The following is a 22,432-nucleotide window of genomic DNA, read 5'->3' as shown; positions in this document are numbered from 1 at the left end:
TTAATAATGGCTCAGGCAGCCGCGTTGGCCAGCAATTCGGGCAAGACGTCGGCGGAGGTGGCCAGCCGCGCGCCGCGTGCATGCATGGCGGCAAGGAAGTCGCGCTGCTGTGATGCAAAGCCCGTGACGGGGCTCATGCAGTCCGTCAGCAAGACCAGGCGCGACAGGGCCGGCTTGCCTTGCTGCGCTTCCAGGTAATCGGCGATGTGCTCGGTGCTGGCTTTCACGCAATGGCTGCCCGCCTCGCCGGTGACATAAATCTGCTGCGCCGGCAGCAGGGTGGCAAGGAAATCCAGGTTCAGCTGGGTAGCCGCATCCTGAGGATCAGGCACTTCCGCCATGACGGCCGAGTAATGCTCGGTCCATGGGTTGGAACCCTTGCTCAGCTTGGCCACCACTCGCAGGTGATCCACCTCCCAGGCGTTGTAGGCGGCGCGCACGGCCGCATGGATATTCTGGCCCCAGCTGCCGATCTCGCAATGCACGGGCCACACCATCAATTGATAGCGTCCCGCTTGCTGCAAGGCATCGAGGTAAGCCAGCGCGCGCGGCAAGGCGCCGCTGGCGGCGGGCAGGAACAGGCGGTCGCGCACCTGCTGCGCGCTGATCTGCGTAAATGGCGGCACGGCGCCGCCATCGCCCGTGCGCCAGAAGGCGGGGTGGGCGATATCGTAGCGGTGGTGGGCGTCGAGGGTCACGCTGATCTGCGTCAGACCGATGCCCCCTTCGAGGATCAGTTGCGCCACGCGCAGCATGTCGGCGTGGGCGCCAGGCACGGCCAGCGCCGGTGCGGTATCTGGCGGCAGCCAGGCGGCGGGCAAGTCGCAAAAATCGTTTTGCGGATCGATGACAAGCAGGTGCAACTGGCGTTTCATGGCGGTCCTCTGGCGTGGCAATAGTTCGCATGATACGGGCAACTTCGCCGGCGCGCCTGCACCGGCTACGCCAGGACTGTGCTCACTCGCAATAACTTGCGCCGAAACAAGCCACGCGACGGTTCAGGGATGGAAGACGTAACGGCGTTGGCGCCGCTCGACCAGCTTGACGGCCACCTCGCCCGCTTCGGCCATGGCGTCCGCTTCCGTTGTAAACTGGTGGTCGGCAGACACCCGGCGCTTGCGAACCAGATTCATCCGGTGCATGGGATTGGGCGAAGGGGCATAGATGGCGACGTAGGCGCCCCATAGCTTGCAGCCCGGCAAGCGCTCTGCCGTGTAATTCACCTCATAAAAATCAACATACTTTATCGGCACGATGTTCGCTCCAAAAATGACATGGCCGGACAGCTTGTCTCTACGGACTGACGCGGTGAGGGTAAAACCATGCGCTCGCGATTGCTCAGGATACTCAATTCAGCTCTCTTTTTATAACGCGGCACAGGAGAAAAAGATGAATGACTACATTATCTTCATGCACGACGACACGGAAACACCGGTGGACGTCGCCACCTCAGCCTGGGAAGACTACTTCGCCATGCTCAGGGCCAGTGGCCGCTTCTGCGGTGGCAGCTCCATCGGACCCGGTATCTGCGTGCACCAGTCCGGCCAGGCGAGGCCGGTCACGTCACACTTGTCAGGCTATCTACGTGTGCAAGCTGAAAGTATAGACGATGCAAAAAAATTGTTAATCGGAAACCCCGTACTGAACGCAGGGGGAACGGTGGAAATTCGCGAACTGCCGCGCGACTGACGCGGCCTGTCTGGCGCCTATTTTCCCGCCTCGGCCGCGGGATGCATGGACCAGACGACGCTGAGGATTTTCCATTCGCCATCGCGCTTGACCATCTGCCACGCTTCCACGCCATAGTTGGACAATTTGTCGCCGACGAGGAATTCGTAGTCGAAGTTGACCCACGCCACATGGCGGTCCTGGGTGATCTTGACGTTGTAGAATTTTTCTTCCGTGCGCTGCGGTTCGCGCCTGATGAAGTTGGCGAATGCAACATAGCCGGCCGCCCCGACGCCGTCGAAGTGGACGTCCGTCGTGTCGCGCATTTTCTTGATGAAACCGTCGTCGGCCGGCGAGGCGAACAGGATGTTCGTATGCAGCAGCAGCGACGACAGCAGCTTGACATCCTTGGCGATCAGCGCCGCCTGGAAGTCGGCGACGACTTTTTCGATGGCGCGGATATCCTCGGGCGTGGAGGCGTGGCGCCCCACGTGAGGCGGCGCAGGGGGCGCGGTCTGGGCCAGCGCCATGCCTGCTGAAAACAAGGAACATCCGAACAATACCGCGCTTGCCAACTTGTGCATGAGGGACTTTCATGGCGAACGGCTCGCCAGGCTGGCACGGGGCGTGCCGCTGGCAAGCTTATGTCAACCATGGCAGATTGGCAATCCCTCTTTGGAACTAGAGCGAACTCAGGCAGCCAGGGCCTCGATCGAGGCACGGCCCTTGGCGATCGCGCTGCTGACGGCTTCCTCGCCCATGGCCACGCCCTCGGCTTGCACGAACTCGATATCCGTGATGCCGATGAAGCCCAGCGCCGTGCGCAGATAGGTGCTCAGGTAGTCATATGCGGCGCCCGGGCCTTCGCTGTAGACGCCGCCGCTGGCCGTGAAAATCACCGCTTTCTTGCCCGTGGCCAGGCCGACCGGGCCCGTCGCCGTGTACTGGAACGTGCGTCCCGCGCGCGCCACGTGGTCGATCCACGCCTTCAGGGTCGACGGCACGGAAAAGTTGTACATGGGCGCGGCCAGTACCAGCACGTCGGCCGCCAGCAATTCATCGACCAGGATATCGGACAATTGCACGGCCGCTGCCGCCTGCGCGCTGCGCTGTTCAACTGGCGTGAAGAAGGCGCCCATCACTTCTTCCGTCAGGTGCGGCACGGGCTGCGCCGCCAAGTCGCGTGCAACGACGCTGGCGCCTTGCGCGGCCAGTTTGTCGACGAATTCGCCGGACAATTGACGCGACAGGGAACCGCTGTTGCGCACGCTGCTATTGATGTACAAGACTTTGCTCATGAAATGCTCCTTCGAAAACGGTAGACTGGAATGCCGCATCGCGGCCCTTGCACACAGCATAGTTCGGGTCTACCATCGATGAAACCGTATAAATATAAATGATTAGCATCGAATTTTTAGATATGGAGTCACCATGAGAGAACCGGGCCAGCCTTCGCTCGACCAGTTGCGCGTGTTTGTCGCCGTCATCGACGCGGGCGGCTTCGCCCACGCGGCGCGCCAGCTGCACCGCACGCAATCGGTGATCAGCTACACCATCGCCAACCTGGAGGAACAGCTGAATGTGGTGCTGCTCGACCGCGGCAAGCGCAAACCCACCCTGACTGACGCGGGCAAGGCCCTGCTGGCCGACGCGCGCGCCGTGGCCCTGAAGGTCGACGGCATGCGCGCGCGCGCCAAGGCGCTGGCGGGCGGGCTGGAAGCGGAAGTATCGGTCGTGGTGGACGTGATGTTTCCCACCTGCGTGCTGGTGCGCGTCCTGGAAGCGTTCCAGGCGCAGTTCCCCACCGTCGCCCTGCGCCTGCGCATCGAAGCCATGGGCGCCGTGGCGCAGCTGGTGATGGATGGCAGCTGCCACATCGGCCTCGGTGGCTGGATGACGGCCACGGCCAGCGTCTTCGAGCGCCTCGCCGTCGGCCACGTGCGCCTGATTCCCGTGGCCGCCCCCAGCCACGCGCTGGCGCAGCAGGCAGGGCCGATTGCCTCCAGCGTGGCGCGCGAACACGTGCAACTGGTGCTCAGCGACCGCAGCGACCTGACGCAGGGCCAGGATTTCGGCGTGCTGGGATTGCGCAACTGGCGCCTGGGCGACCTCGGTTCCAAGCACGCGCTGCTGCGCGCGGGCTTGGGCTGGGGCAACATGCCCGAAGCGATGGTGCGGGAAGACCTGGCCGAGGGCCGCCTGGTGCACCTGCCGCTGGCCGTCGACAATGGCGAGAATTACCCGATCTACCTGATCCAGCGCGCCGACACGCCGCCTGGCCAGGCTGGCAAGTGGCTGACGGAGCGGTTTGCGGAGCAGTTGCCGCTGCTGGCGCAAGTCTTCTAGAAGCGCGCGCGGGCGGGTATCATGCCTCAACAAACCCCAAACAAATGCTGGGGTCAGACCCTCAACACCGCCAACGCAAAGCTTAGTGCCAACGTGTCCGGGGGTCTGACCCCAATTTCAGACACAACCTTGAAGAGATTCACATGGCCGGCATCGACGACTTCGTCAACAAACAAAAACCTGGCGCGCGCTTCGTCATCACGGCGCAGATGCTGCGCATGACGCCGCAGCAGTTCGACTCGCTGGCGCAGGAATGGATGGAAGACGGCGGCCCCGGCTTCGACGTGGCCGGCATCCCGCACCGGGTCGTCGTCAATGGGCAATTCTATATCGGCAGGCTCACCGTGCAGCGGCACGGCGAACCTGCATAAGGACTACTCCACACCCAGCACGTGCAGGCGGCGGCGCAAACGCGCCACTTCTTCCGACAAGTCGACCACCAGCGCGGCCAGTTCGGCGTTCGCGTCGAACACGGATTCGATTTCGTGCAGGCGGCGCGCGCGCACCAGGTCCAGGCTCGTGAAGCGCCAGGCCGTCAGCTGCCCCGCCGGCGGGCCGTCCTGCAGCAGCACGCCCGTCTGCACGTGCTGCACCACCCAGTCCGGTTCCACGGCGCAGGCGCGCGCCAGTTCTTCCAGGCTCAGGGCACGGTCTTCGAGCAATTCGCCAATTACCTTGTTTGTCATGATTTACCCTCCCAGCTTCTGGCGCGGATTGAAAGCCATCTCGCGCGCCATGGTTGCATACAGTTCCCGCGCCTTGTCGTCGTTCGCCGGCGGCAGCACCACTTCAAGCAGCAGATACAGGTCGCCCGGCTGGGCGGCGGGAATGCCGCGCCCTTTCAGGCGCAGCTTGCGCCCCGTCTGCGAATTGGGCGGCACGCTGACTGACACCGTGCCAGATGGCGTGGGCACGTCGATCTCGCCGCCCAGCGCCGCTTCCCATGGCGTGACGGGCACCGTCTCGAACACGTCGCGCCCTTCCACCTTGTAGCGCGCATCGGGCCGGAAGCGGATCTCCAGGTACAAATCACCGGCGGGAGCGCCGCCGCTGCCGGGATTGCCCTGCCCTTTCATGCGCAGCTGCTGTCCTTCCGTGACGCCTTTCGGTATCGTCACTTCCAGGGTACGCTCGCGCGTTACCACGTGGCCTTGCGCATCCGCTTCGGGCACGCGCATGACGATGTGGCGCTTGGCGCCCTGGTAGCTGTCCTGCAGGTCGATGGTGATGGCCGCGTGGCTGTCCTCGCCCTGCATCTGGAAAGTGCTGTTGGAGCGGCGGCGCCCGCCCACGTGGGCGAACAGGTCGGCAAAGAAATCGCTGTCGTCGGCGCCCGACGATTCGTAGCCCGAACCCCAGTCCGGCGGCGGCCGGAACGGCTCTCCCTTGGGATGGCCCTGCGCGCTACGCCCCAGTTCATCGTAGGCGGCGCGCTTTTCCGCGTCACCCAGCACGCCGTAGGCCTCGTTCAGGGCCTTGGTGCGCTTGTCGGCGTCCGGTTCCTTGCTCACGTCGGGATGGTATTTGCGCACCAGCTTGCGGTACGCCTTCTTGATCTCGGCCTCGGTCGCCGTCTTCTCGACGCCCAGCTCCTTGTAGTAGTCCTTGTATTCCACCGTGCTTGCTCCCCATGGTTGAACTGCCTATGGGAAGAGTACACGAATTGGCGCCGACAGCGCGTGCGCACAATACAACACCGCCCGCGGGGCACGGGGCGCGCGGGCGGTGAAAATGGCAGCGGAAAATGCCTAGCGCACGCGGCGCACCGAGGAAATGCGGCGGTCCAGGCCTCCATGCAGGCGGCCATAGCTGCCTGGCCCCATCACCACGCAGCGGCCACGGAAATTGGCATCGACGCAGAACTCCCACCGGCCGTAATTGACGACGATCGATTCGGCGCGGTCGTTGAAGCCATAGCGGTTCAAGTCATGCACTTCGCGGTCCAGGCGCACGGGCCGTCCGCGCATGCCGGCGTCAGGGAACATCAGCACGGCGCCATTCATGTCGGGACGGTGGCCGCCGCCGTGGCCGGGATAACCTGGATGGCCGGGATAAGGACGCTCCGGCTCCGGACGCGGAGGGCGCGGCGGGTAGGGACGGTGGTCACCGCCGCCATGGCCCGGGCGGCCCGCTTCGCGCACCGAAGAGATGGCGTCGTTCATGCCCGGCATGCTGCTGTAGCGGCCCGGCCCCAGGGTGCGGCAGCTGCCCCGGTAATTGGCGTCCTTGCACACTTCCCAGGTGCCCGAGCGCACGATGATGCTGGAGGTCTTGTCGTTAAAGCCCATGCGCGACAAATCTCCCGCATCGGAACGCAGGGTGACCGGGCGGCCGCGGTAGCCGGCATCCTCGAACAGGGTGATTTCGCCCGCCGATGCGGCAAAGGGGGCGAGGAAGGTGGCGGCGCACAGCAGCGCGGGCCGGAAAGATCGAACCATGACAACTCCAATACTGAGACATTTTCGCCAGTGTAGTCCAGGCGGCAGGCGGCGAGTGTAACAAAGGGCAAGCAAATGTCAGCGCACGGCAGGGAATGTAAAAACCGCCTGGCGGGATCAACCCGGCAGGCGGCCTGTCTGCATGGCGGCAGAAGGAAATCAGCGCACGCGGCGCAGCGAGGAAATCTGGTTTTCCATGCCGTTCAGGCGCCCGTATTCTCCCGGCCCGATCACTTCGCAGCGGCCGCGGAAGTTCGAATCGCTGCACACTTCCCACTGCCCCTCGTTGACGACGATGGACGAGGCGCGGTCGTTGAAGTTGTAGCGCACCAGGTCTTCCGCATTGCGGTCCAGCGCCAGCGGCTCGCCGCGCATGCCTGCTTCGGGGAACAGCAGGACGGCGCCGCGCTGCTGGTACTGCGGCTGCTGGTATTGCGGATACTGCGGCTGGTCGTACTGCGGCCGCTGGTACTGATTATCGTACTGCTGCTGGCGGCGCGCTTCGCGTTCGTCGACCATGCGCGCCGACGACACGCGCCCGTCGAGGCCACGCCCCAGGTCGTCGTGGCGGCCGGGGCCGAAGATGCGGCACACGCCGTTGTAGTTCGAATCGCTGCACAGCTGCCAGTAGCCGTTGTAGATGACGATGCTCGTGGTGCGGTCGTTGAAGCCGATACTGACGAAATCGTCCGTATCGCGGTTCAGGCGCGCCGAGCCGCCATTCTGCCCCGCGCCCGAATACACTTCCAGGGTGCCGCCACGGCCATAGCCGCCATGGCCGCGGTCCGGATCGCGCCCGGGGCGTCCCGGATTGTAGCCGTCGCCGCGCCCCGATTCGCGCACCGAACTGATGGCGTCGTTCATGCCCGGCATCGAGCGGTACTCGCCCGGCCCCAGGGTCTTGCAATTGCCGCGGAAGCCGGCATCGCTGCACACATCCCAGGTCCCTGAACGCACCAGGATGCTCGACGTCTTGTCGTTGAAGCCAAAGCGCGACAAATCGTCCGTCGTCTCGCGCAGGTTCACGGCGCGGCCCCGGAAATTATCATCCTCGAACAAGGTGATATCGCCCGCATGGGCGGTCGCATGCGCCCCCAGCGAGAGCAGCAAGGTCGCCGCGCATGCCAGCGCGTGTTTGAAAGGGCCCGTCATGATTAACTCCATTCTTCATTCTTTGGTGATGATTTGCCTGGCGATTGCGCCAGGATGCTAGTGTAACAAATACAAGGCCTCGGCGAAGGCCCGGTCGCGCGCTCAGTACAGGCGGCGCAGCGAGGAAATGCGCTTTTCCAGCGTCGCGCCCAGGGTTTCATACTTGCCCGGCCCCATGCGCTCGCAACTGCCGTTGAACTGCGAGTCCGTGCACACTTCCCAGGTGCCTTCGTGGATGGCGATGGAGGCGGCCTGGTCATTGAAGTTCAGGCGCACCAGATCGCTGACGTCGCGGTTCACCTGCAGCCCGGGCCCCTTCAGGAACGCGCGGCCGTACAACACCACCAGTCCCTCGTTATTTTGCGGACGGTTCTCTTCGCGCGGATCGACGAGGCGCGCAGACGACACGCGCCCGCTCAGGCTGCCCAGGTCATCGTGGCTGCCAGGCCCGAACACGCGGCAGCTGCCACGGTAATTCGAATCGCTGCACAGCTGCCAGTAGCCATATTCGATGCGCGCGCTGCTGGCGCGGTCGTTGAAGCGGATGTCGACCAGGTCATCGCGGTCCGCGTTGATGCCGGCCGACGCGCCGCGCTGGCCGCCGTCCGCATACAATTCCAGTGCCGCGCGGCGGCCGCCGCCGCTGCTGCCGCCGACTTCGCGCACGGATGAAATCTTGTCGTTCATGCCCGGCATCGAGCGGTAGTCGCCGCGCTCCAGCGTCTTGCAATCGCCCTTGAAATCGGAATTCGTGCACACTTCCCAGCTGCCCGACTCAACCTGGATGCTCGACGCGGTGTCATTGAAATTGACGCGCGACAGGTCATCGGTCGTATCGCGCAAGACTACCACCCTGCCCTTGAAATTATCGTCGGTGTACAGGCGAATCTCGCCGGCCTGCGCCGCGAGGTGGACAAACAGCGAACTGGCGCACAGCAGGGCAAAAGCGAACGGGCGATTCATGGGGCGGTCTCCGGTGGCGGCAAAGGCAAGTGATCGACATGACAACTGATGTCAGTGTAGCCATCCGCAGAAAAAACGGTGTAACAAAGTATGAGAAAAGGACAACAAATTGTTACCAAAAGCAATAACCAGCGCTGCGGGAGCCGGTTATTGCCATTTCGCTGACGCGCTGCCCCGCGTCAGCGCACTTCGCGCACCGACGAGATGCGGTTGCTCAGGCGCTCCAGGCTTGCGTATTCACCGGGTTCCAGGGTGCGGCAGCGGCCGCGGAAATCCACGTCCTCGCACACTTCCCAATAGCCGGAGCGCACGCGCACGCTTTGCACCGTGTCGTTGAAGTCGCGCTCGCGCAAATCGGCCGAACTATTGCGCACGGTCAAGCTGCGGCCGGCGAAATCGTCGCGCGTGTAGAAAGTCAGTTCGCCGCCCAGCGAGCGCCCCGGCAGATGGCCATGCTCGCGGTCGCGGTCACGGCGGCCGTCCCAGTCGCGCCCCCGGTCGCGGTCGCGGCCCGGATAACCATCCCAGCCGCCGCGCACTTCGCGCAGCGAGGTGATTTTATTGGCGCGGCCGTCCAGCGACGGGTACTCGCCCGCCTCGAGCAGGAAGCAGGCGCCGCGGAAATCGGCTTCCTCGCACGCTTCCCAGCGGCCCGAGCGCACGCGGATGCTTTGCGTCGTGTCGTTGAAACGGACCTCTTCCAGGTCGGCGACGGCGTCGCGCACGGTCTGCGAGCGGCCGTGATAATCGTCGCGCGAATACAGGGTCAGTTCGCCGGCGCCGGCCAGTTCGGCCGTCATGGCGGCGCCCAGCAGCAGGGCGCAGTTCAAAGCTTTCTTCAACATGGTCTTACTCCATAGTCAGGGTACTGCGGTTGACTATTTGGTCATTTTGCCAAATAGAGCGCGCAGTCTATCCGCGACTGGCCTTCTTAGCTGTAACAAATGATTACCGTGGCGGGCGCCGGGGGCGCCGCGTCGGACAAGCACGGCGAATGCCGGTAGAATCTTGTGTTTAGTCAAGCTTGCCGCCCATGCCACACACGACCTCGTTCACCCTGCCCGCCGTCCGCAATGAAGTTTCCTCGCTGTGGAAGCTGGCCTGGCCCATCCTGATTGGCCAACTGGCCACCGTCGGCATGGGCGCGGCCGACGTGGCGATGACGGGGCATACGAATCCCGAGGAGCTGGCCGCCGTGTCGCTGGGCGCGGCCATCTGGTCCATCGTGCTCGTCACCGTGAGCGGCATCATGATGGCGATCAATACGCTGGTGGCGCATGAAATCGGCGCCGCGCGCCACGACCGGGTGCCGCACATCGTGCGCCAGTCGCTGTGGAAGGCGCTGCTCGTGGGCCTCGTGGCTTGCCTGCTGACGAACATGGCGGCGCTGGTGTTCGACCACCTGATGCTCGAACCGGCGGTTGCCGCCAAGGCCAAGCTGTTCGTGCACATCATCAGTTGCGCGCTGCCGCCGTTCGCCGCCTACCGCGCGCTGTACGGCTACAGCACCAGCATCAACCAGACCAAGCCCGTGATGGTCATCGCCCTGGCCGCCCTGGCGCTGAATATTTTCGTCAACTACCTGCTGATCTACGGCCACTGGGGCATGCCGAAGATGGGCGGCGTGGGCTGCGCCGTGGCCACCACCTGCTGCGTGTGGATGATGCTGCTGGCCATGCTGGCGTGGATCAGGATCGCGCCCGCCTACCGCGCCACGTATCCGTTCACGCACTGGGAATGGCCGCAGCTGTCGTCCATCGGCCCCATGCTGCGCCTGGGCCTGCCCATCGGCGTCACGTATTTTGCCGAAGTGAGCGCGTTCGGCGTCATCAGCCTGCTGGTGGCGCGCTTCGGCGTGATCCAGGTGTCGGCGCACCAGATCGCCCTCAATTTCTCGTCCGTCGTCTTCATGGTGCCGCTCACGTTCGGCATCGCGCTGGTCACGCGCGTGGGCCATGCCGTGGGCGAAGCCAATCTGCGCCGCGCCCGCTTCATTTCGTGGGTGGGCGTGGCCATGTCGCTGACGGCGGCCATCGTCTCGGCCACCCTGATCACCGTGTTCCGCCACCAGATCGCGCAAGCCTACACGTCCGACCCGCAGGTGCAGGCCCTGTGCGCGCAGCTGCTGCTGTTCGCCGCCCTGTTCCAGCTGTCCGACGCGACGCAGGTAGCCACTTCCTGCGCCATCCGCGGCTACAAGGTGACGCGCCAGCCGATGCTGATCCAGCTGCTGGCCTTCTGGGGCTTCTCGCTGCCGATCGGCTATGTGCTGGGCCTGGCGCCGCAAGGCTTCATCTGGTCGCCGGCCGAGCCGATGGCCGCCGCCGGTTTCTGGATCGGCCTGGTGACGGGCCTGACGGTGGCCGCCGTGCTGCTGACCTGGTACTTGAACCGTTTGTCGCTGCAGCGCCTGCGCGCAGCCTGATACAAGGAGCACCCCATGCCGCAACCACGCCCCTTCAGGCAAGTCGATGTCTTCAGCAGCGTGCCGTTCCTCGGCAATCCGCTGGCCGTGGTGCTGGACGCGAATGGCCTCGACGCCGCGCAGATGCAGGCCATCGCGCGCTGGACGGGTCTGTCGGAAACCACCTTCGTGCTGGCGCCGCGCGACCCGGCCGCCGATTACCGCGTGCGGATTTTTTCGCCCGAGATGGAATTCCCGTTCGCCGGCCACCCGACCCTGGGCACGGCGCACGCCCTGCTCGATGCGGGCATGCGGCCCAAGGCCGCGCGCATCGTGCAGGAATGCGGCGTCGGCCTGGTGCAGATAGAACGGGGCGCCGGCGGCGTGCTGGCCTTCCAGGCGCCGCCCTGCAGCACGCGCGCGCTCGCCCCGGATCTGCTGCCGCTGCTGCAAACGGCGCTGGGCGGAGAACCGGCCGCTGGCGCCACCATCGCCGACATGGGCATCCGCTGGCTGTGCGTGCCGCTGGCCAGCGCCGCCGCCTGCCTGGCCGTGCGCGCCGACATCGCCGCGCTGACGCCCTTGCTGGCCGCCGCCGGCGCAGACGGCCTGGCGCTGTACGGGCCGCACGCGGCGGGCGGGCCGGCCGATTACGAAGTGCGCGCGCTGCTCAGCGAGCATGGCGCGCTGGTGGAAGACCCCGTCACGGGCAGCGCCAACGCCTGCATCGCGCACCTGCTGGCGGGCGCCGACTATACGGTCCGCCAGGGCACGTGCCTGCAGCGCGACGGCCGCGTGTCCGTGATCTTCCGCGATGGACACGCCTGGATAGGCGGCGCGTGCCTGACGGTAATCGAAGGCACGATATTGGCCTGAACGGGGCAAAGCGCCATGGAATGGGCGGCGCTTGGATATTTTTGACGAAGGAAATATGGCCAGGAACGCCATATTCCGTGGCATGGGCTATCGCATAAACAGGCACGCTCTGGTATCGTCTTACGCTTAGGCAACGCTCAAGCTCGCCTTAACATGCAGTGCCCTTCCCTTCCAACTACCGAGACATCCATGCGTTTTATTCTTTGTTTCCTGGCCGCGATGGCCAGCGTTCCCGCATCGGCTGAAAAGCTGACCCTGGAACGCATCCACGCCGATCCGGCGCTGGCCGGCCCCGGCGTGCGCAACCTGAAGGTCTCGCCCGACGGCGAGCGCGTCACCTTCCTGCGCGGCCGCGCGGACAACCAGTTCCAGCTCGACCTGTGGGAATTCAAGCTGAAGGACAAGAGCACGCACCGCCTGGTCGACTCGAAGGCGCTGGTGCCGAATGAAACGATTTCGCCCGAAGAGCAGGCGCGCCGCGAACGCGAGCGCACGGCCAGCCTGAACGGCATTCTCAGCTACAGCTGGTCGCCGGACGGCAAACAGCTGCTGGTGCCGCTGGCCGGCAATCTGTATCTGGTCGACGCGGCCCACCCGGACAAGGCGCGCCTGGTCGCCAAGGGCAATGTGCTGGATCCGAAAATTTCGCCGAAAGGCCGCTACGTATCGTTTGTGCGCGATCAAAACATTTATGTGATCGACCTCAAGACGGACAAGGAACGCCAGCTGACGGCCGATGGCAAGGGTACGATACGCAACGGCGAAGCCGAATTCGTGGCGCAGGAAGAAATGGGACAGCGCACCGGCTACTACTGGGCGCCCGACGATTCGGCCATCGCCTATAAACGCTACGACGAAGCGCCCGTGCCCGTCGCGCGCCGCTTCGAAATCTTCGCCGACCGCACCGACGTCGTCGAGCAGCGCTACCCGGCCGCCGGCGACCCGAACGTGCTGGTGCAACTGCTGATCGTCTCGCCGGAAACGGGCGCGCAGCGCCAGGTGGACCTGGGCACGAACCCGGACATCTACCTGGTGCGCGCCGACTGGAGCGCGGACAGCAAGTCGCTCGTCTACCAGCGCCAGTCGCGCGACCAGAAGACCCTGGACCTGGTCGCCGTCGATGCAGCTACTTTAGCGCAGCGCACCTTGCTGACGGAAACGTCGAAAACCTGGGTCAGCATCCATGACGACCTGCGCTTCCTGTCGAACGGCACCTTCCTGTGGTCGTCCGAGCGCACGGGCCGCAACCACCTGTACCTGTACGACATGGGCGGCAAGCTGCTGCACCCGGTCACTTCCGGCGAGTGGGGCATCGACAGCGTGCTGGCCGTGAACCAGAAGACCGGTAAAGTGTTCGTGTCGTCGAACCGCGACGCCGTCATCGACAAGCAGACCTACGCCCTGGCCCTCGACGGCAGCACGGCCGACAAGCCGCAACGCGTCACCAAGGCCGACGGCTGGCACGACACGACGTTCTCGCGCAATGGCGAAGTGTTCGTCGACACGTATTCCGACCCGGCCACGCCGCCGCAAGTGAGCATCCGCCGTCCGGACGGCGCCATGGTGGGCTGGCTGGAAGAAAACGCGCTCAACGCCAGCCACCCATACGCGAAATACAAGGCGGACCACCTGCCGACCGAGTACGGCACCCTGAAGGCCAACGATGGCCAGACGCTGTATTACTCCATCGTCAAGCCGTCGAACTTCGACGCTGCCAAACGCTACCCCGTCTACCTGTCGACGTATGGCGGCCCGCACTCGCAGCACGTGGCCCGCCGCTGGGGCAACAACTTCGACCAGTACATGGCGCAGCAGGGCTTTGTCGTCTTCCGCCTCGATAACCGCGGTTCGTCGCGCCGCGAGCGCGCATTCACGGACGCCATCTATCACAACCTGGGCGCGGCCGAAGTGGCGGACCAGCTGGTCGGCATCGACTGGCTGGCCAAGCAAAGCTTCGTCGATGCGAAACGCATCGGCGTGTTCGGCTGGAGCTACGGCGGCTTCATGACCCTGCGCCTGCTGTCGGCCGCGTCCGACAAGATCGCCATGGGCGTATCGGTGGCGCCCGTGACCGACTGGTCGCTGTACGACACCCACTACACGGAGCAATTCCTCGGCATGCCGAAGGAAAACGTCGATGGCTACAAGGCCAGCACCGTGTTCGCCCACCTCGACGGCCTGAAGTCGCCGCTGCTGCTGGTGCACGGCATGGCCGACGACAACGTCTTGTTCAGCAACAGCACGCGCCTGATCGACGCGCTGGTGAACCGCGGCGTGCAGTTCGACCTGATGACGTATCCGGGCGCCAAGCACGGCATCTCGTCGCGCGCGGGCCAGCGCCACGTGTACAAGAAAATCGAGCTGTTCTTCAAGCAGAACCTGATGAAGCCAGCACAATAAGCTTGCGCTGCATCAAATAAAAAACCGCCGCCTGTCTCGCGACAGGCGGCGGTTTTTTTATGCTGGAGCAGAAATTATGGCTTGCGGGTCACAGTTTCGACTGCATCCTTGACATCGCCAACTTTCTTTTGCACTTTGCCTTCGACCTGGTTTGCCAGGCCCTTGGCTTGCTGTTCTTCGCTGCCGACGATCTTGCCAGCGGCTTCCTGGATTTTACCGCCGACTTCCTTCAGTTTACCTTCGACTTGATCTTTGTTCATGATGGATCCTCACTGTAGTTGGTACATCTGTTGTCCAGCCCGCAAGGGCCGGTACTGCGGCTCACACGCTGCTTGTTGCGTGTCGATGTGTCCATAGTACGCAGCGGGGATCAAAGGCTCTGTACGGTTCCTAACACAGTGCCAACATCGTCGATCAGGCCGTCAAATCCTTGCGCCACACGGTGGCCAGCCACGGCTGCTGGTCGCGCGGCAAGCCCGGCGGGCGGTAGTACTGCTCGACCAGGGTAAAGCCGGCCGCCTGCACATACGCGGCCCACGTCTCTTCGTCGTGATAGCTGCCGTAGCGCGCGCCGTTCCAGCCCTCCTGGTTCTGCCCGCGCGGGTTCGAGCTGAACAGCACGCCCCCGGGCTTCAGGCAAGCGTGCAAGGCGTGCAGCACGCCGGGCAAGGCGGCGCTGGGCACGTGGAACAGCACGGCATTGGCGAACACGCCGTCGAAGTGTGCGGCGGGCAGGTCGAGGTCGACGAAATCCTGCTGCCATACGGTACAGCCGCTGTAGGCGCGCGCCATCTCGACAAAGCGCGGGCAGCCATCGACGCCCGTGGCATGGTGGCCCATGGCCGTGAACGCCTTCAGGTCGCGGCCGGGGCCGCAACCGAGGTCGAGGATGGCCAGGGGCGCCGGCTTGCCGATGGCGCTCAGCAGCGCACCGATATTCTGGCTGACGTCGTGGTCGCGCGTGCCTTCGAAAAACTGCTCGGCGCTGGCGTCGTAATGGGCCAGGGTGCGGCCCGTGATGGCGTGGATGGGGTCTTGCTGGGTCGGCTTCATGCTGCTCCTGTCGGTGATGCACGCATTTTACGCTGCCGGCCAGCTCCCCGGCCGGCAGCGTCAGCACTCTTACCAGACGCGCACGCGCTGCTCCGGCGCCAGGTACAGCTGCTGGCCAGGCTGGACGTCGAAGGCCGGGTACCAGGCGTCGAGGTTGCGCACGGTGGCGGCGCGGTATTGCGCCGGCGCATGGCCATCCGTGAGGATTTGCTGGCGCGCCGCCGCTTCGCGCGCCTTGCTGCGCCAGCTGACGCCATAGCCCGTGAAGAAATCGCGGTCCGCGTCCGCCAGCGCCGGCTTGCCTTGTTGCGATAGCGCAAACGCGTCATGCGCGGCCGCCACGCCGGCCAGGTCGGCCAGGTTTTCGCTCAGGGTCAGCTGGCCATTCACGGCCAGGTCGGGGAACGGTTTATAGGCCGCGAACTGCGCCACCAATTGCTTGGATGCCGACTGGAAATGCGCCAGGTCGGCCGGCGTCCACCAGTCGCGCAGCTTGCCCTGGGCGTCGAACTGCGCGCCCTGGTCATCGAAGCTGTGGCTGATCTCATGGCCGATGGTGGCGCCGATGCCGCCATAATTGGCCGCGTCGGATACCTGCGGGTCAAAGAATGGCGGCTGCAGGATGGCGGCGGGGAAGTTCAGCGCATTTTGCAGCGGCAGATTGACGGCGTTGACCAGCTGCGCCGGCATGGCCCAGGCCTTGCGGTCGGGCGACTGGCCCAGCTTGGCCAGTTCCTGGCGATAGTGAAACTGCTCCGCCCGCTGCACATTGCCGAGCGCATCGCCGCGCACCACGCGCAAGCCCGCATAACTGTCCCAGCGTTCCGGATAACCCACGCCCACGTACAGGGTTTGCAGTTTTTCCTGCGCCTGCGCCTTGGTGGCCGGCGCCATCCAGTCCAGCTTGTCGATGCGGCGCGAGAAGGCGGCGACGATATTCGCCACCATGTCCTGCACGCGGGCTTTCGATTCCGGCGGGAAATAGCGCTCCACGTACAGCTTGCCGACGGCGTCGCTGAGGGCCGCATTCGTCGCGGCCAGCGCCCGCTTGCTACGCGGCGACTGCTGCGGCGTGCCGCTCAGGGCGCTGCCATAGAAGGCGAAGCGCTGGTCGGCGGCCGCCTTCGGCAAGGTGGTGCTGAAATGGTTGATGGCGTGGAAGGCCAGGAAATCCTTCCACGTGGCCAGCGGCACGCTCGCCACCAGCGCGGCGCTGCCCGTCATGGCCGACGGATGCCAGACGATGAAATCCGTCTGCTGGCCCAGGCCGGCCGCCTGGAAGAAGGCTTGCCAGTCCAGGCCCGGCGCCTTGCTGGCGAAGTCGGCGGCGCGCCACGCATTATTGCCCTTGGCGACATCGGCCGAATCCTCGCGGCTGGCGTGGCTGGCGGCAATTTGCTGTTCCAGCGCAAACACGCGCGCGGCGCGGGCCGGCGCATCGCCGTAGCCGGCCTGCTTGAGCATGGCGGCGATATGCGCCTGGTAGCCGGCGCGCAAGCCCTGCATGCGGATGCTGTCGCCCTGGTAAAAGGCGCGGTCGGGCAAGCCCAGTCCGCCCTGCAGCAGGTAGGCGATATTGCGCGTGGTGTCGTTCAAGTCTTGCGCCACCCACAGACCGAACAGGTTTTCCGTATAAAAATTGGTGGCATTGAGCGGGTCGACATCGGCGCGCAAGCTCTCGCCCAGCGCGCGGGCCAGTCCTGCCTGGTCGCGTATGCCATTGATCTTGCTCAACAAGGGCTTGATCGGCGCCCAGCCTTTCGCTTCGATAGCCGATTCGTCCATCCAGGAACGGTAAAAATCGCTGACCTGGCGCGCCGAGGCATCGGCCTGCGGCGCCGCCGCCAGGCCTTCGACGAGGGCGATGATGCGCTCGTTGGTGGCATTGGCGAGGATGGCGAACGAACCCCAACTGCTGCGGTCGGCAGGAATCTCCGTGCCGCGCAGCCAGTCGCCATTCACGTAGTCATAGAAGTCGTCGCCGGGCAAGGCAGCGGGGGCCACGGCGCTGGCGGCCGCCTGCTGGCCATGCGCCCGGGCGGGCAAGCCGGTCAGCGAAACGCCGGCCAGGGCGAGGACGATGGCGGCCTGGACTGGCGTCCGGGACCAGGAAAAACGCAAACCGTGCATGGCGATCCTTTCGATGGAATAGTCAAAATCATAGCCTGTTTCCCATGCAAAAAGCATCCCGGAACTTTTTTGCATGCGGACAAAAAATCGGCCTATAGTTTCACGACCCCGTGCCGCGTGTACGCCAAGGAGATTGCCATGCAACTGGAAGCGCTGTTCCAGCAACCCCACGCCCTGCCTGCCGCCCCGAAGATTGTCGATGAACTGGTGCGCAGTTTCGACAACCCCGCCATCGCCACCGAAGACATCGCGCGGCAGCTGGGAGCAGACCCGGCCTTAAGCGCCAAGCTGCTGCGGCTGGCCAATTCGGCCTATTACCACGTCTCGCGCAGCATCGGCACGGTGGAAGACGCCGTGCTGATGCTCGGTTTTGTTACCGTGCGCACCCTCGTCATCAGCTCGGGCCTGGTCAGCGGCTTCAAGGCCGTGCCCGGCCTGAACCTGCCGCAATTCTGGCGCTACAGCCTGCACAGCGCCGTGTCGGCCCGCTGGATCGCCAGGCAGACGGGCGACAACCAGGATCTGGCGTTCACCATCGGCATGATGCATGCGATCGGACAACTGGTGATCCATGCCGCCATGCCCGAGCAAGCCATGCAGCTCGACAAGATCGCCCCGCCGCTCGATGCGCGCCGGCTCGACGCGGAGCGGGTCTCGCTGGGCTACGACTATGCGCAGGTGGGCGCCGAACTGGCGCGCCGCTGGAAGTTTCCTCCTGCCTTTGCCGACGCCATCGCCGCCTTTCCCGACCCGCTGGCCAAGGCGCCGCTGAACCGCCTGGCCGCCATCATCCACCTGGCCGCCTGGCGCGCCCGCATCGATGAAAATGCACTGAGCAATGAAGAAATCATCGCCTGCTACCCCGGCAACGTGGCCGAAGCACTGGGTTTGCCGCCCTCCGTGCTGGTCGACAAGATGCCGCCGCCAGCCGAACTGAGCGCGGGATTGGAAGAACTCGTCAAATAAATCCCCCACCGCCGGAATCGCCGACCCTTTATCCATGCGGGTTTGCGGGCGATTCCGGCGGCCCGCCCAAACTATCCAAATTATTTTCACTTTTTTTTCAAAAACACCCTCAAGTTCCCGCTGAATCTGCCGCTAATCTGGACAAGCGGTAATCCATTCACTAGTTACGGGTGTGCTCATGACCTCCAACGACGTTCTCTCGATGTATGAAAATATTGCAGGAATGACCAATAAAATGGTCGTGGCCGCACGTTTGAGCGACTGGAATGACTTGGATGCCCTGGAAAACCAGTGCGCCAGCGCCGCCAGCACGGTCATGACGGGCAAGGTTCCTGCCCTGGCCGGCGCCTCGCGCCTGCGCAAGATCGACTTGCTCAAGCAAATCCTGGCAAACGACCGCGAAATCCGCACCATCACGGAACCGTGGATGACGCAGCTGCCGAACGCCATGCAAGGTTCGCGCGCCCGCATGTAAGTCATATTGCAGCGCCAGAAACGACAAAAGCACCCGCGGGTGCTTTTTTTACGTCTGCCGCCTTGCCGGGGAGCGCGCCATCTGCGGCGCTCGGGAAACAAGGAGGGGGAATTTGGAAGGCGAGCCCCAGGTATCTCCTGGCGTCGCCTCGCTGCCGGTTGCATCCGGCGTTCGCGAGCACATCGTCGGCATCGCAAACCGCTTCCAGACCCAGGCGTTTATGCAACGCTACACCTGTTTGCCGCGCCACACTATCGTTGGTGACTGCGCCAGGCTGGGGCTGTTTTGTCGTAGAGCAAGTCCACTGAATTAATCATATCACCATATTTAAGAAACAGGCAACACGCGATACCAGCATTTTTCTGTCTTTTTTCAATATCTTTTTTTATATCAAATTTCGGCAGCGCCTTGCCGCAGTCATTGCAACATCATTAACGCGAGAACGGCTCCGGCTCCGGCTCGTCCGCCGCCCCCTCCTCCACCGCTTCCGTCAGCACGGGCACCTCCTTCTTCTTGCGGCCGAATGGCTTGCGCAGCAAGACCCAGTATTTCGACGGCGCACCCGGCCCCGCCGCCTGCTTGCGCTTGCGCACGACATATACGATGAGGGCCGTCAGCAACAGGAAGGCCAGGGTACCGATACCCAGCCACAGCAAGCCGTTGCCGCCCGGCTTCTTTTCCTTGTCGGCGGCCGGCGCCGCGTGCAGGGGCTTGGGCTTGGCATGCGGCGCCTGCGCCTCGGCCGGCGCGGCAGCCGGCGCAGCGGCGGCGGCAGCGGTGACAGGCTGAGCCAGCGCCAGTTGCAAGGCGCCGATCTTGCCTTCCAATTCGCCGAGCTTGTCATTCAAGGCCGCGTTTTTCTCGTCCAGCGCCACGCACGCTTGCGCCTGCTCAATATTGGCTTGCGGCGCGCAAGCGGCAACGGGCGCCGTGGTGCGGCGCAATGGCGCCGGACGCAGCGCGGTAGCGGGCGGCGTGGGCGCGGCGGGCGGCGGCACGAACACGCGCGGCGGGCGCACCAAGCCCTCGGCGCGCGCGCGGGCCGCCAGCGCGGCGGCATCGGGCGACGGTGCGGCGGACACGGCGCGCGGCAGCGGCGCGGCCACCAGCACAGGCACTGCTACAGGCGCGGGCGCCGGAACGGCGGGCCTGGCCGGCGCGCTGACAGCGGCAACGGCGGCGGCGGGCAGGGCCGGCGTCAGCCACAAGGTGCCCAGGCGCACGACGGCGCCATTGCCGCTGCCCAGCAATAAATACAAATGCACGTGGCCTGCCTGGATCGCTTGCCGCGTTGTCACGCGCACATAGTGCCGGCCACCGCGTTCCAGCGGGCTGATGGTCAAGGTTTGCAGGGCCGGATCCATGCCGATGCCGCCACCGCGGTACACATCGGGCGAAGCCAGGCGCACAGCCACGCCGCCGGCTTCCTCGGGCGTCAGGGCCGTCAGTTCTATCTCGGCCAGCAAGGGCTGGCCCACGTGCGACAACACGGCCATGTCACCCAGTTCGGCCGCCATGACGGGCGGCAAGGCCAGGCTGGCGGCGGCGCACGCGATCAGGGACCAACGGGGAAAGATGCTGCTCTGCATGGACTGATCGCTTTGATAACAGGATAAGAAGGGGAACTCGCCTGTCTTTAACGGCAGGAAATCGCAAAAATATAGATGGGTCAGTGCAAAAATGATGCAATACAGCATCATCCTGTGCTTTTTTAACGCCTGGAGTACACTCGATCCACCTCCATCGATGAAAGGGATGCCATGAGCAGCAGAATCGAACGCGACAGTTTTGGCCCGATCGACGTACCCGCCGACCGGCTGTGGGGAGCGCAAACGCAGCGCTCGCTTGAGCACTTCCATATCTCCACGGAAAAGATGCCGCCCGAACTGATCGCCGCCCTGGCCACCGTCAAGCGCGCGGCCGCCCACGTCAACCTGGACCTGGGTCTATTGGATGGCAAGAAAGCCGTGGCCATCACGCAGGCGGCCGACGAAGTGCTGGCCGGCAAGCATGACGCAGAATTCCCGCTGGCCGTCTGGCAGACGGGATCCGGCACGCAAAGCAATATGAACATGAATGAAGTGCTGGCCAACCGCGGTTCCGAGCTGATCGGCGGCTTGCGGGGCGCCGAGCGCCTGCTGCACCCGAACGACGACGTCAACCTGGGCCAGTCCTCGAACGACATCTTCCCCACCGCCATCCACGTGGCGGCCGCGCTGGCCGTCGCCAACACGGTCTTGCCGCCGCTGCGCCAGCTGCGCGCCACCCTGGATGCGAAAGCGACGGAGTTTGCCGACATCGTCAAGATCGGCCGCACCCACTTGCAGGACGCGACGCCGCTGACCCTGGGCCAGGAATTTTCCGGCTACGTGGCGCAGCTGGATTTTGCCGAGCACATCATCACGGCAGCGTTGCCGCCGCTGCTGCAGCTGGCCGCCGGCGGCACGGCCGTCGGCACGGGATTGAATGCCCACGTGGAATTTGCCGGCCGCATCGCGACGGAACTGGCGCGCCTGACGGGCCAGCCGTTCGAGACGGCCAGCAACAAGTTTGCCGCGCTGGCCGCCCACGACGCGCTGGTGGCCGCCCATGGCGCGCTGAAAACCCTGGCCACGGCCTTGATGAAGATCGCCAACGACGTGCGCTGGATGGCATCCGGCCCCCGCTCGGGCCTCGGTGAAATCACCATCCCCGAAAACGAGCCGGGCAGCTCCATCATGCCGGGCAAGGTCAACCCCACCCAATGCGAAGCGCTGACCATGCTGTGCTGCCAGGTGTTCGGCAACGATGTCGCCATCACGGTGGGCGGCGCCTCGGGCAATTTCGAGCTGAACGTCTTCAAGCCCTTGATTGCGCACAACTTCCTGCAAAGCGCGCGCCTGCTCGGTGACGGCATGCGCAGCTTCGACGAGCATTGCGCGCACGGCATCGCACCGAACCGTGGTCGCATCGCCGAACTGATGGAGCGCTCCCTGATGCTGGTCACGGCGCTGGCGCCGCACATCGGCTACGACAAGGCGGCGCAAATCGCCAAGCAGGCCCAGCATGAAGGCACGACCTTGAAGGAAGCGGCGCTGGCCCTGGGCTTTGTGACGGAAGAGCAATTCGGTGCGTGGATCGTGCCCCTGGAGATGACGCGGCCCAACAAAAGCTGACTTACACCCTGCATTGCTGGCGGCTTCAGGTAAACTATGGATTAGTTGAGGTCGTCATCAAGTGTTGAAAACACATCATTGCAATAAGGGATACAATGCAAAAAGTAAGCTTTGATTTAACATCCGAGTTCGTCGAGCTGAACCAGCTGTTGAAGCTGGTCGGCTTGTGCGACAGCGGTGGCGCAGGCAAGGTCATGGTCGATAGCGGCGTGGTGAAGGTCGATGGCAAGAAGGAATTGCGCAAGACCGCCAAGATCCGCGCCGGCCAGGTCGTCAGCGTGGGCGATATCCGTATCACGGTCGTCGCTCCCGCCTGATGCCGGCATGGGGTGCGAAAGCAGCCCCATGCGTCCAACCAGCGCCCTGCCAGCCGGCTGCCTGGATCAAGCTGCAAACACGTCGTTAT

24 protein-coding genes are annotated in these 22,432 nt (G+C 64.5%); 10 read left to right on the top strand and 14 right to left on the bottom strand.

Annotated features, from left to right (window positions below):
* Positions 1-11: 11 nt before the first annotated feature.
* Both BZG29_RS07455 and BZG29_RS07450 read right to left on the bottom strand, forming a co-directional pair.
* The gene (locus BZG29_RS07455; RefSeq protein WP_077400672.1) at positions 12-875 is read right to left on the bottom strand and encodes a cysteine hydrolase; all 864 of its coding nucleotides are present in this window, start codon (positions 873-875) and stop codon (positions 12-14) included.
* 123 nt (positions 876-998) lie between these two features.
* Positions 999-1,253, bottom strand: a complete 255-nt coding sequence (locus BZG29_RS07450; RefSeq protein ID WP_034781908.1) for a hypothetical protein — start codon at positions 1,251-1,253, stop codon at positions 999-1,001.
* A gap of 136 nt (positions 1,254-1,389) precedes the next feature.
* On the opposite strand from BZG29_RS07450, the gene BZG29_RS07445 reads away from it, so the two are divergent.
* Positions 1,390-1,689: a hypothetical protein gene (locus BZG29_RS07445; protein WP_070257532.1), complete on the top strand. Its 300-nt coding sequence runs from the start codon at positions 1,390-1,392 to the stop codon at positions 1,687-1,689.
* A gap of 17 nt (positions 1,690-1,706) precedes the next feature.
* Here BZG29_RS07445 and BZG29_RS07440 read toward each other — a convergent pair whose 3' ends face one another.
* Together BZG29_RS07440 and BZG29_RS07435 are read right to left on the bottom strand one after the other, a co-directional pair.
* On the bottom strand, positions 1,707-2,213 hold the full coding sequence (locus tag BZG29_RS07440) for a nuclear transport factor 2 family protein (protein ID WP_171984954.1): 507 nt from the start codon (positions 2,211-2,213) through the stop codon (positions 1,707-1,709).
* 147 nt (positions 2,214-2,360) lie between these two features.
* Positions 2,361-2,966 (bottom strand): FMN-dependent NADH-azoreductase, encoded by a 606-nt coding sequence (locus BZG29_RS07435; RefSeq protein ID WP_077400666.1) that lies wholly within the window; start codon positions 2,964-2,966, stop codon positions 2,361-2,363.
* 133 nt (positions 2,967-3,099) lie between these two features.
* Here BZG29_RS07435 and BZG29_RS07430 point away from each other — a divergent pair, with 133 nt between their 5' ends.
* Entirely contained in the window at positions 3,100-4,014 is a 915-nt protein-coding gene (locus BZG29_RS07430) for a LysR family transcriptional regulator (protein ID WP_077400663.1), read from the top strand.
* 143 nt (positions 4,015-4,157) lie between these two features.
* Entirely contained in the window at positions 4,158-4,385 is a 228-nt protein-coding gene (locus tag BZG29_RS07425; protein ID WP_034781896.1) for a hypothetical protein, read from the top strand.
* A gap of 3 nt (positions 4,386-4,388) precedes the next feature.
* Here the strand turns inward: BZG29_RS07425 and BZG29_RS07420 are convergent, their stop codons facing one another.
* From BZG29_RS07420 to BZG29_RS07395, 6 genes are all read right to left on the bottom strand, one after another.
* Complete coding sequence (locus tag BZG29_RS07420) at positions 4,389-4,700, bottom strand: MerR family transcriptional regulator (RefSeq protein ID WP_034759737.1); 312 nt, start codon at positions 4,698-4,700, stop codon at positions 4,389-4,391.
* A 3-nt stretch (positions 4,701-4,703) separates the two neighbouring features.
* The gene (locus BZG29_RS07415; RefSeq protein ID WP_077400660.1) at positions 4,704-5,630 is read right to left on the bottom strand and encodes a DnaJ C-terminal domain-containing protein; all 927 of its coding nucleotides are present in this window, start codon (positions 5,628-5,630) and stop codon (positions 4,704-4,706) included.
* Positions 5,631-5,762: 132 nt separating this feature from the next.
* Positions 5,763-6,452, bottom strand: a complete 690-nt coding sequence (locus tag BZG29_RS07410) for a beta/gamma crystallin-related protein (RefSeq protein WP_077400657.1) — start codon at positions 6,450-6,452, stop codon at positions 5,763-5,765.
* A 159-nt stretch (positions 6,453-6,611) separates the two neighbouring features.
* The gene (locus BZG29_RS07405; RefSeq protein ID WP_171984953.1) at positions 6,612-7,604 is read right to left on the bottom strand and encodes a beta/gamma crystallin-related protein; all 993 of its coding nucleotides are present in this window, start codon (positions 7,602-7,604) and stop codon (positions 6,612-6,614) included.
* Between the two features lie 102 nt (positions 7,605-7,706).
* A complete protein-coding gene (locus BZG29_RS07400) occupies positions 7,707-8,567 on the bottom strand; it encodes a beta/gamma crystallin-related protein (protein ID WP_077400651.1) in 861 nt (286 codons plus the stop codon).
* A 179-nt stretch (positions 8,568-8,746) separates the two neighbouring features.
* On the bottom strand, positions 8,747-9,412 hold the full coding sequence (locus BZG29_RS07395) for a beta/gamma crystallin family protein (protein WP_077400648.1): 666 nt from the start codon (positions 9,410-9,412) through the stop codon (positions 8,747-8,749).
* Positions 9,413-9,600: 188 nt separating this feature from the next.
* On the opposite strand from BZG29_RS07395, the gene BZG29_RS07390 reads away from it, so the two are divergent.
* From BZG29_RS07390 to BZG29_RS07380, 3 genes are all read left to right on the top strand, one after another.
* The gene (locus BZG29_RS07390; RefSeq protein WP_077400645.1) at positions 9,601-10,992 is read left to right on the top strand and encodes an MATE family efflux transporter; all 1,392 of its coding nucleotides are present in this window, start codon (positions 9,601-9,603) and stop codon (positions 10,990-10,992) included.
* Between the two features lie 15 nt (positions 10,993-11,007).
* Positions 11,008-11,847: a PhzF family phenazine biosynthesis protein gene (locus tag BZG29_RS07385; protein WP_077400642.1), complete on the top strand. Its 840-nt coding sequence runs from the start codon at positions 11,008-11,010 to the stop codon at positions 11,845-11,847.
* A gap of 189 nt (positions 11,848-12,036) precedes the next feature.
* A complete protein-coding gene (locus tag BZG29_RS07380; RefSeq protein ID WP_077400639.1) occupies positions 12,037-14,247 on the top strand; it encodes a S9 family peptidase in 2,211 nt (736 codons plus the stop codon).
* A 74-nt stretch (positions 14,248-14,321) separates the two neighbouring features.
* Here BZG29_RS07380 and BZG29_RS07375 read toward each other — a convergent pair whose 3' ends face one another.
* From BZG29_RS07375 to BZG29_RS07365, 3 genes are all read right to left on the bottom strand, one after another.
* A complete protein-coding gene (locus BZG29_RS07375; RefSeq protein WP_077400637.1) occupies positions 14,322-14,507 on the bottom strand; it encodes a CsbD family protein in 186 nt (61 codons plus the stop codon).
* A 154-nt stretch (positions 14,508-14,661) separates the two neighbouring features.
* On the bottom strand, positions 14,662-15,300 hold the full coding sequence (locus tag BZG29_RS07370) for a class I SAM-dependent methyltransferase (protein WP_077400634.1): 639 nt from the start codon (positions 15,298-15,300) through the stop codon (positions 14,662-14,664).
* Positions 15,301-15,369: 69 nt separating this feature from the next.
* The gene (locus tag BZG29_RS07365) at positions 15,370-17,430 is read right to left on the bottom strand and encodes a M13 family metallopeptidase (protein ID WP_077409005.1); all 2,061 of its coding nucleotides are present in this window, start codon (positions 17,428-17,430) and stop codon (positions 15,370-15,372) included.
* Between the two features lie 138 nt (positions 17,431-17,568).
* Here BZG29_RS07365 and BZG29_RS07360 point away from each other — a divergent pair, with 138 nt between their 5' ends.
* Both BZG29_RS07360 and BZG29_RS07355 read left to right on the top strand, forming a co-directional pair.
* Positions 17,569-18,396, top strand: a complete 828-nt coding sequence (locus BZG29_RS07360; protein WP_077409004.1) for an HDOD domain-containing protein — start codon at positions 17,569-17,571, stop codon at positions 18,394-18,396.
* Positions 18,397-18,619: 223 nt separating this feature from the next.
* A complete protein-coding gene (locus tag BZG29_RS07355) occupies positions 18,620-18,871 on the top strand; it encodes a flagellar protein FliT (RefSeq protein ID WP_253192812.1) in 252 nt (83 codons plus the stop codon).
* A gap of 431 nt (positions 18,872-19,302) precedes the next feature.
* On the opposite strand, the gene BZG29_RS07350 is transcribed toward BZG29_RS07355, so the two are convergent.
* Positions 19,303-20,460 carry a hypothetical protein gene (locus tag BZG29_RS07350; protein WP_077400628.1) on the bottom strand — a complete coding sequence of 386 codons (1,158 nt, stop codon included), beginning with the start codon at positions 20,458-20,460 and terminating at the stop codon, positions 19,303-19,305.
* Between the two features lie 171 nt (positions 20,461-20,631).
* On the opposite strand from BZG29_RS07350, the gene fumC reads away from it, so the two are divergent.
* Both fumC and BZG29_RS07340 read left to right on the top strand, forming a co-directional pair.
* Entirely contained in the window at positions 20,632-22,026 is a 1,395-nt protein-coding gene (fumC, locus tag BZG29_RS07345; protein ID WP_077400625.1) for a class II fumarate hydratase, read from the top strand.
* Between the two features lie 95 nt (positions 22,027-22,121).
* Positions 22,122-22,343: an RNA-binding S4 domain-containing protein gene (locus tag BZG29_RS07340; RefSeq protein WP_071079051.1), complete on the top strand. Its 222-nt coding sequence runs from the start codon at positions 22,122-22,124 to the stop codon at positions 22,341-22,343.
* Positions 22,344-22,432: the final 89 nt, after the last annotated feature.

The sequence above is a fragment of the Janthinobacterium sp. LM6 genome (assembly GCF_002002885.1).
Lineage (GTDB): Bacteria > Pseudomonadota > Gammaproteobacteria > Burkholderiales > Burkholderiaceae_D > Janthinobacterium > Janthinobacterium kumbetense.
This window is presented reverse-complemented; position numbering and strand designations above follow the sequence as displayed.

Excerpts from the sequence above, each read along its gene's own strand:
- BZG29_RS07430 (WP_077400663.1), top strand. The coding sequence starts at position 3,100 with ATGAGAGAACCGGGCCAGCCTTCGCTCGACCAGTTGCGCGTGTTTGTC.
- BZG29_RS07380 (WP_077400639.1), top strand. The coding sequence starts at position 12,037 with ATGCGTTTTATTCTTTGTTTCCTGGCCGCGATGGCCAGCGTTCCCGCA.
- fumC (WP_077400625.1), top strand. The coding sequence starts at position 20,632 with ATGAGCAGCAGAATCGAACGCGACAGTTTTGGCCCGATCGACGTACCC.
- BZG29_RS07350 (WP_077400628.1), bottom strand. The coding sequence starts at position 20,460 with ATGCAGAGCAGCATCTTTCCCCGTTGGTCCCTGATCGCGTGCGCCGCC.
- BZG29_RS07340 (WP_071079051.1), top strand. The coding sequence starts at position 22,122 with ATGCAAAAAGTAAGCTTTGATTTAACATCCGAGTTCGTCGAGCTGAAC.
- BZG29_RS07360 (WP_077409004.1), top strand. The coding sequence starts at position 17,569 with ATGCAACTGGAAGCGCTGTTCCAGCAACCCCACGCCCTGCCTGCCGCC.
- BZG29_RS07435 (WP_077400666.1), bottom strand. The coding sequence starts at position 2,966 with ATGAGCAAAGTCTTGTACATCAATAGCAGCGTGCGCAACAGCGGTTCC.
- BZG29_RS07405 (WP_171984953.1), bottom strand. The coding sequence starts at position 7,604 with ATGACGGGCCCTTTCAAACACGCGCTGGCATGCGCGGCGACCTTGCTG.
- BZG29_RS07425 (WP_034781896.1), top strand. The coding sequence starts at position 4,158 with ATGGCCGGCATCGACGACTTCGTCAACAAACAAAAACCTGGCGCGCGC.
- BZG29_RS07365 (WP_077409005.1), bottom strand. The coding sequence starts at position 17,430 with ATGCACGGTTTGCGTTTTTCCTGGTCCCGGACGCCAGTCCAGGCCGCC.
- BZG29_RS07355 (WP_253192812.1), top strand. The coding sequence starts at position 18,620 with ATGACCAATAAAATGGTCGTGGCCGCACGTTTGAGCGACTGGAATGAC.
- BZG29_RS07455 (WP_077400672.1), bottom strand. The coding sequence starts at position 875 with ATGAAACGCCAGTTGCACCTGCTTGTCATCGATCCGCAAAACGATTTT.
- BZG29_RS07370 (WP_077400634.1), bottom strand. The coding sequence starts at position 15,300 with ATGAAGCCGACCCAGCAAGACCCCATCCACGCCATCACGGGCCGCACC.
- BZG29_RS07390 (WP_077400645.1), top strand. The coding sequence starts at position 9,601 with ATGCCACACACGACCTCGTTCACCCTGCCCGCCGTCCGCAATGAAGTT.
- BZG29_RS07385 (WP_077400642.1), top strand. The coding sequence starts at position 11,008 with ATGCCGCAACCACGCCCCTTCAGGCAAGTCGATGTCTTCAGCAGCGTG.
- BZG29_RS07445 (WP_070257532.1), top strand. The coding sequence starts at position 1,390 with ATGAATGACTACATTATCTTCATGCACGACGACACGGAAACACCGGTG.
- BZG29_RS07420 (WP_034759737.1), bottom strand. The coding sequence starts at position 4,700 with ATGACAAACAAGGTAATTGGCGAATTGCTCGAAGACCGTGCCCTGAGC.
- BZG29_RS07400 (WP_077400651.1), bottom strand. The coding sequence starts at position 8,567 with ATGAATCGCCCGTTCGCTTTTGCCCTGCTGTGCGCCAGTTCGCTGTTT.
- BZG29_RS07375 (WP_077400637.1), bottom strand. The coding sequence starts at position 14,507 with ATGAACAAAGATCAAGTCGAAGGTAAACTGAAGGAAGTCGGCGGTAAA.
- BZG29_RS07395 (WP_077400648.1), bottom strand. The coding sequence starts at position 9,412 with ATGTTGAAGAAAGCTTTGAACTGCGCCCTGCTGCTGGGCGCCGCCATG.
- BZG29_RS07410 (WP_077400657.1), bottom strand. The coding sequence starts at position 6,452 with ATGGTTCGATCTTTCCGGCCCGCGCTGCTGTGCGCCGCCACCTTCCTC.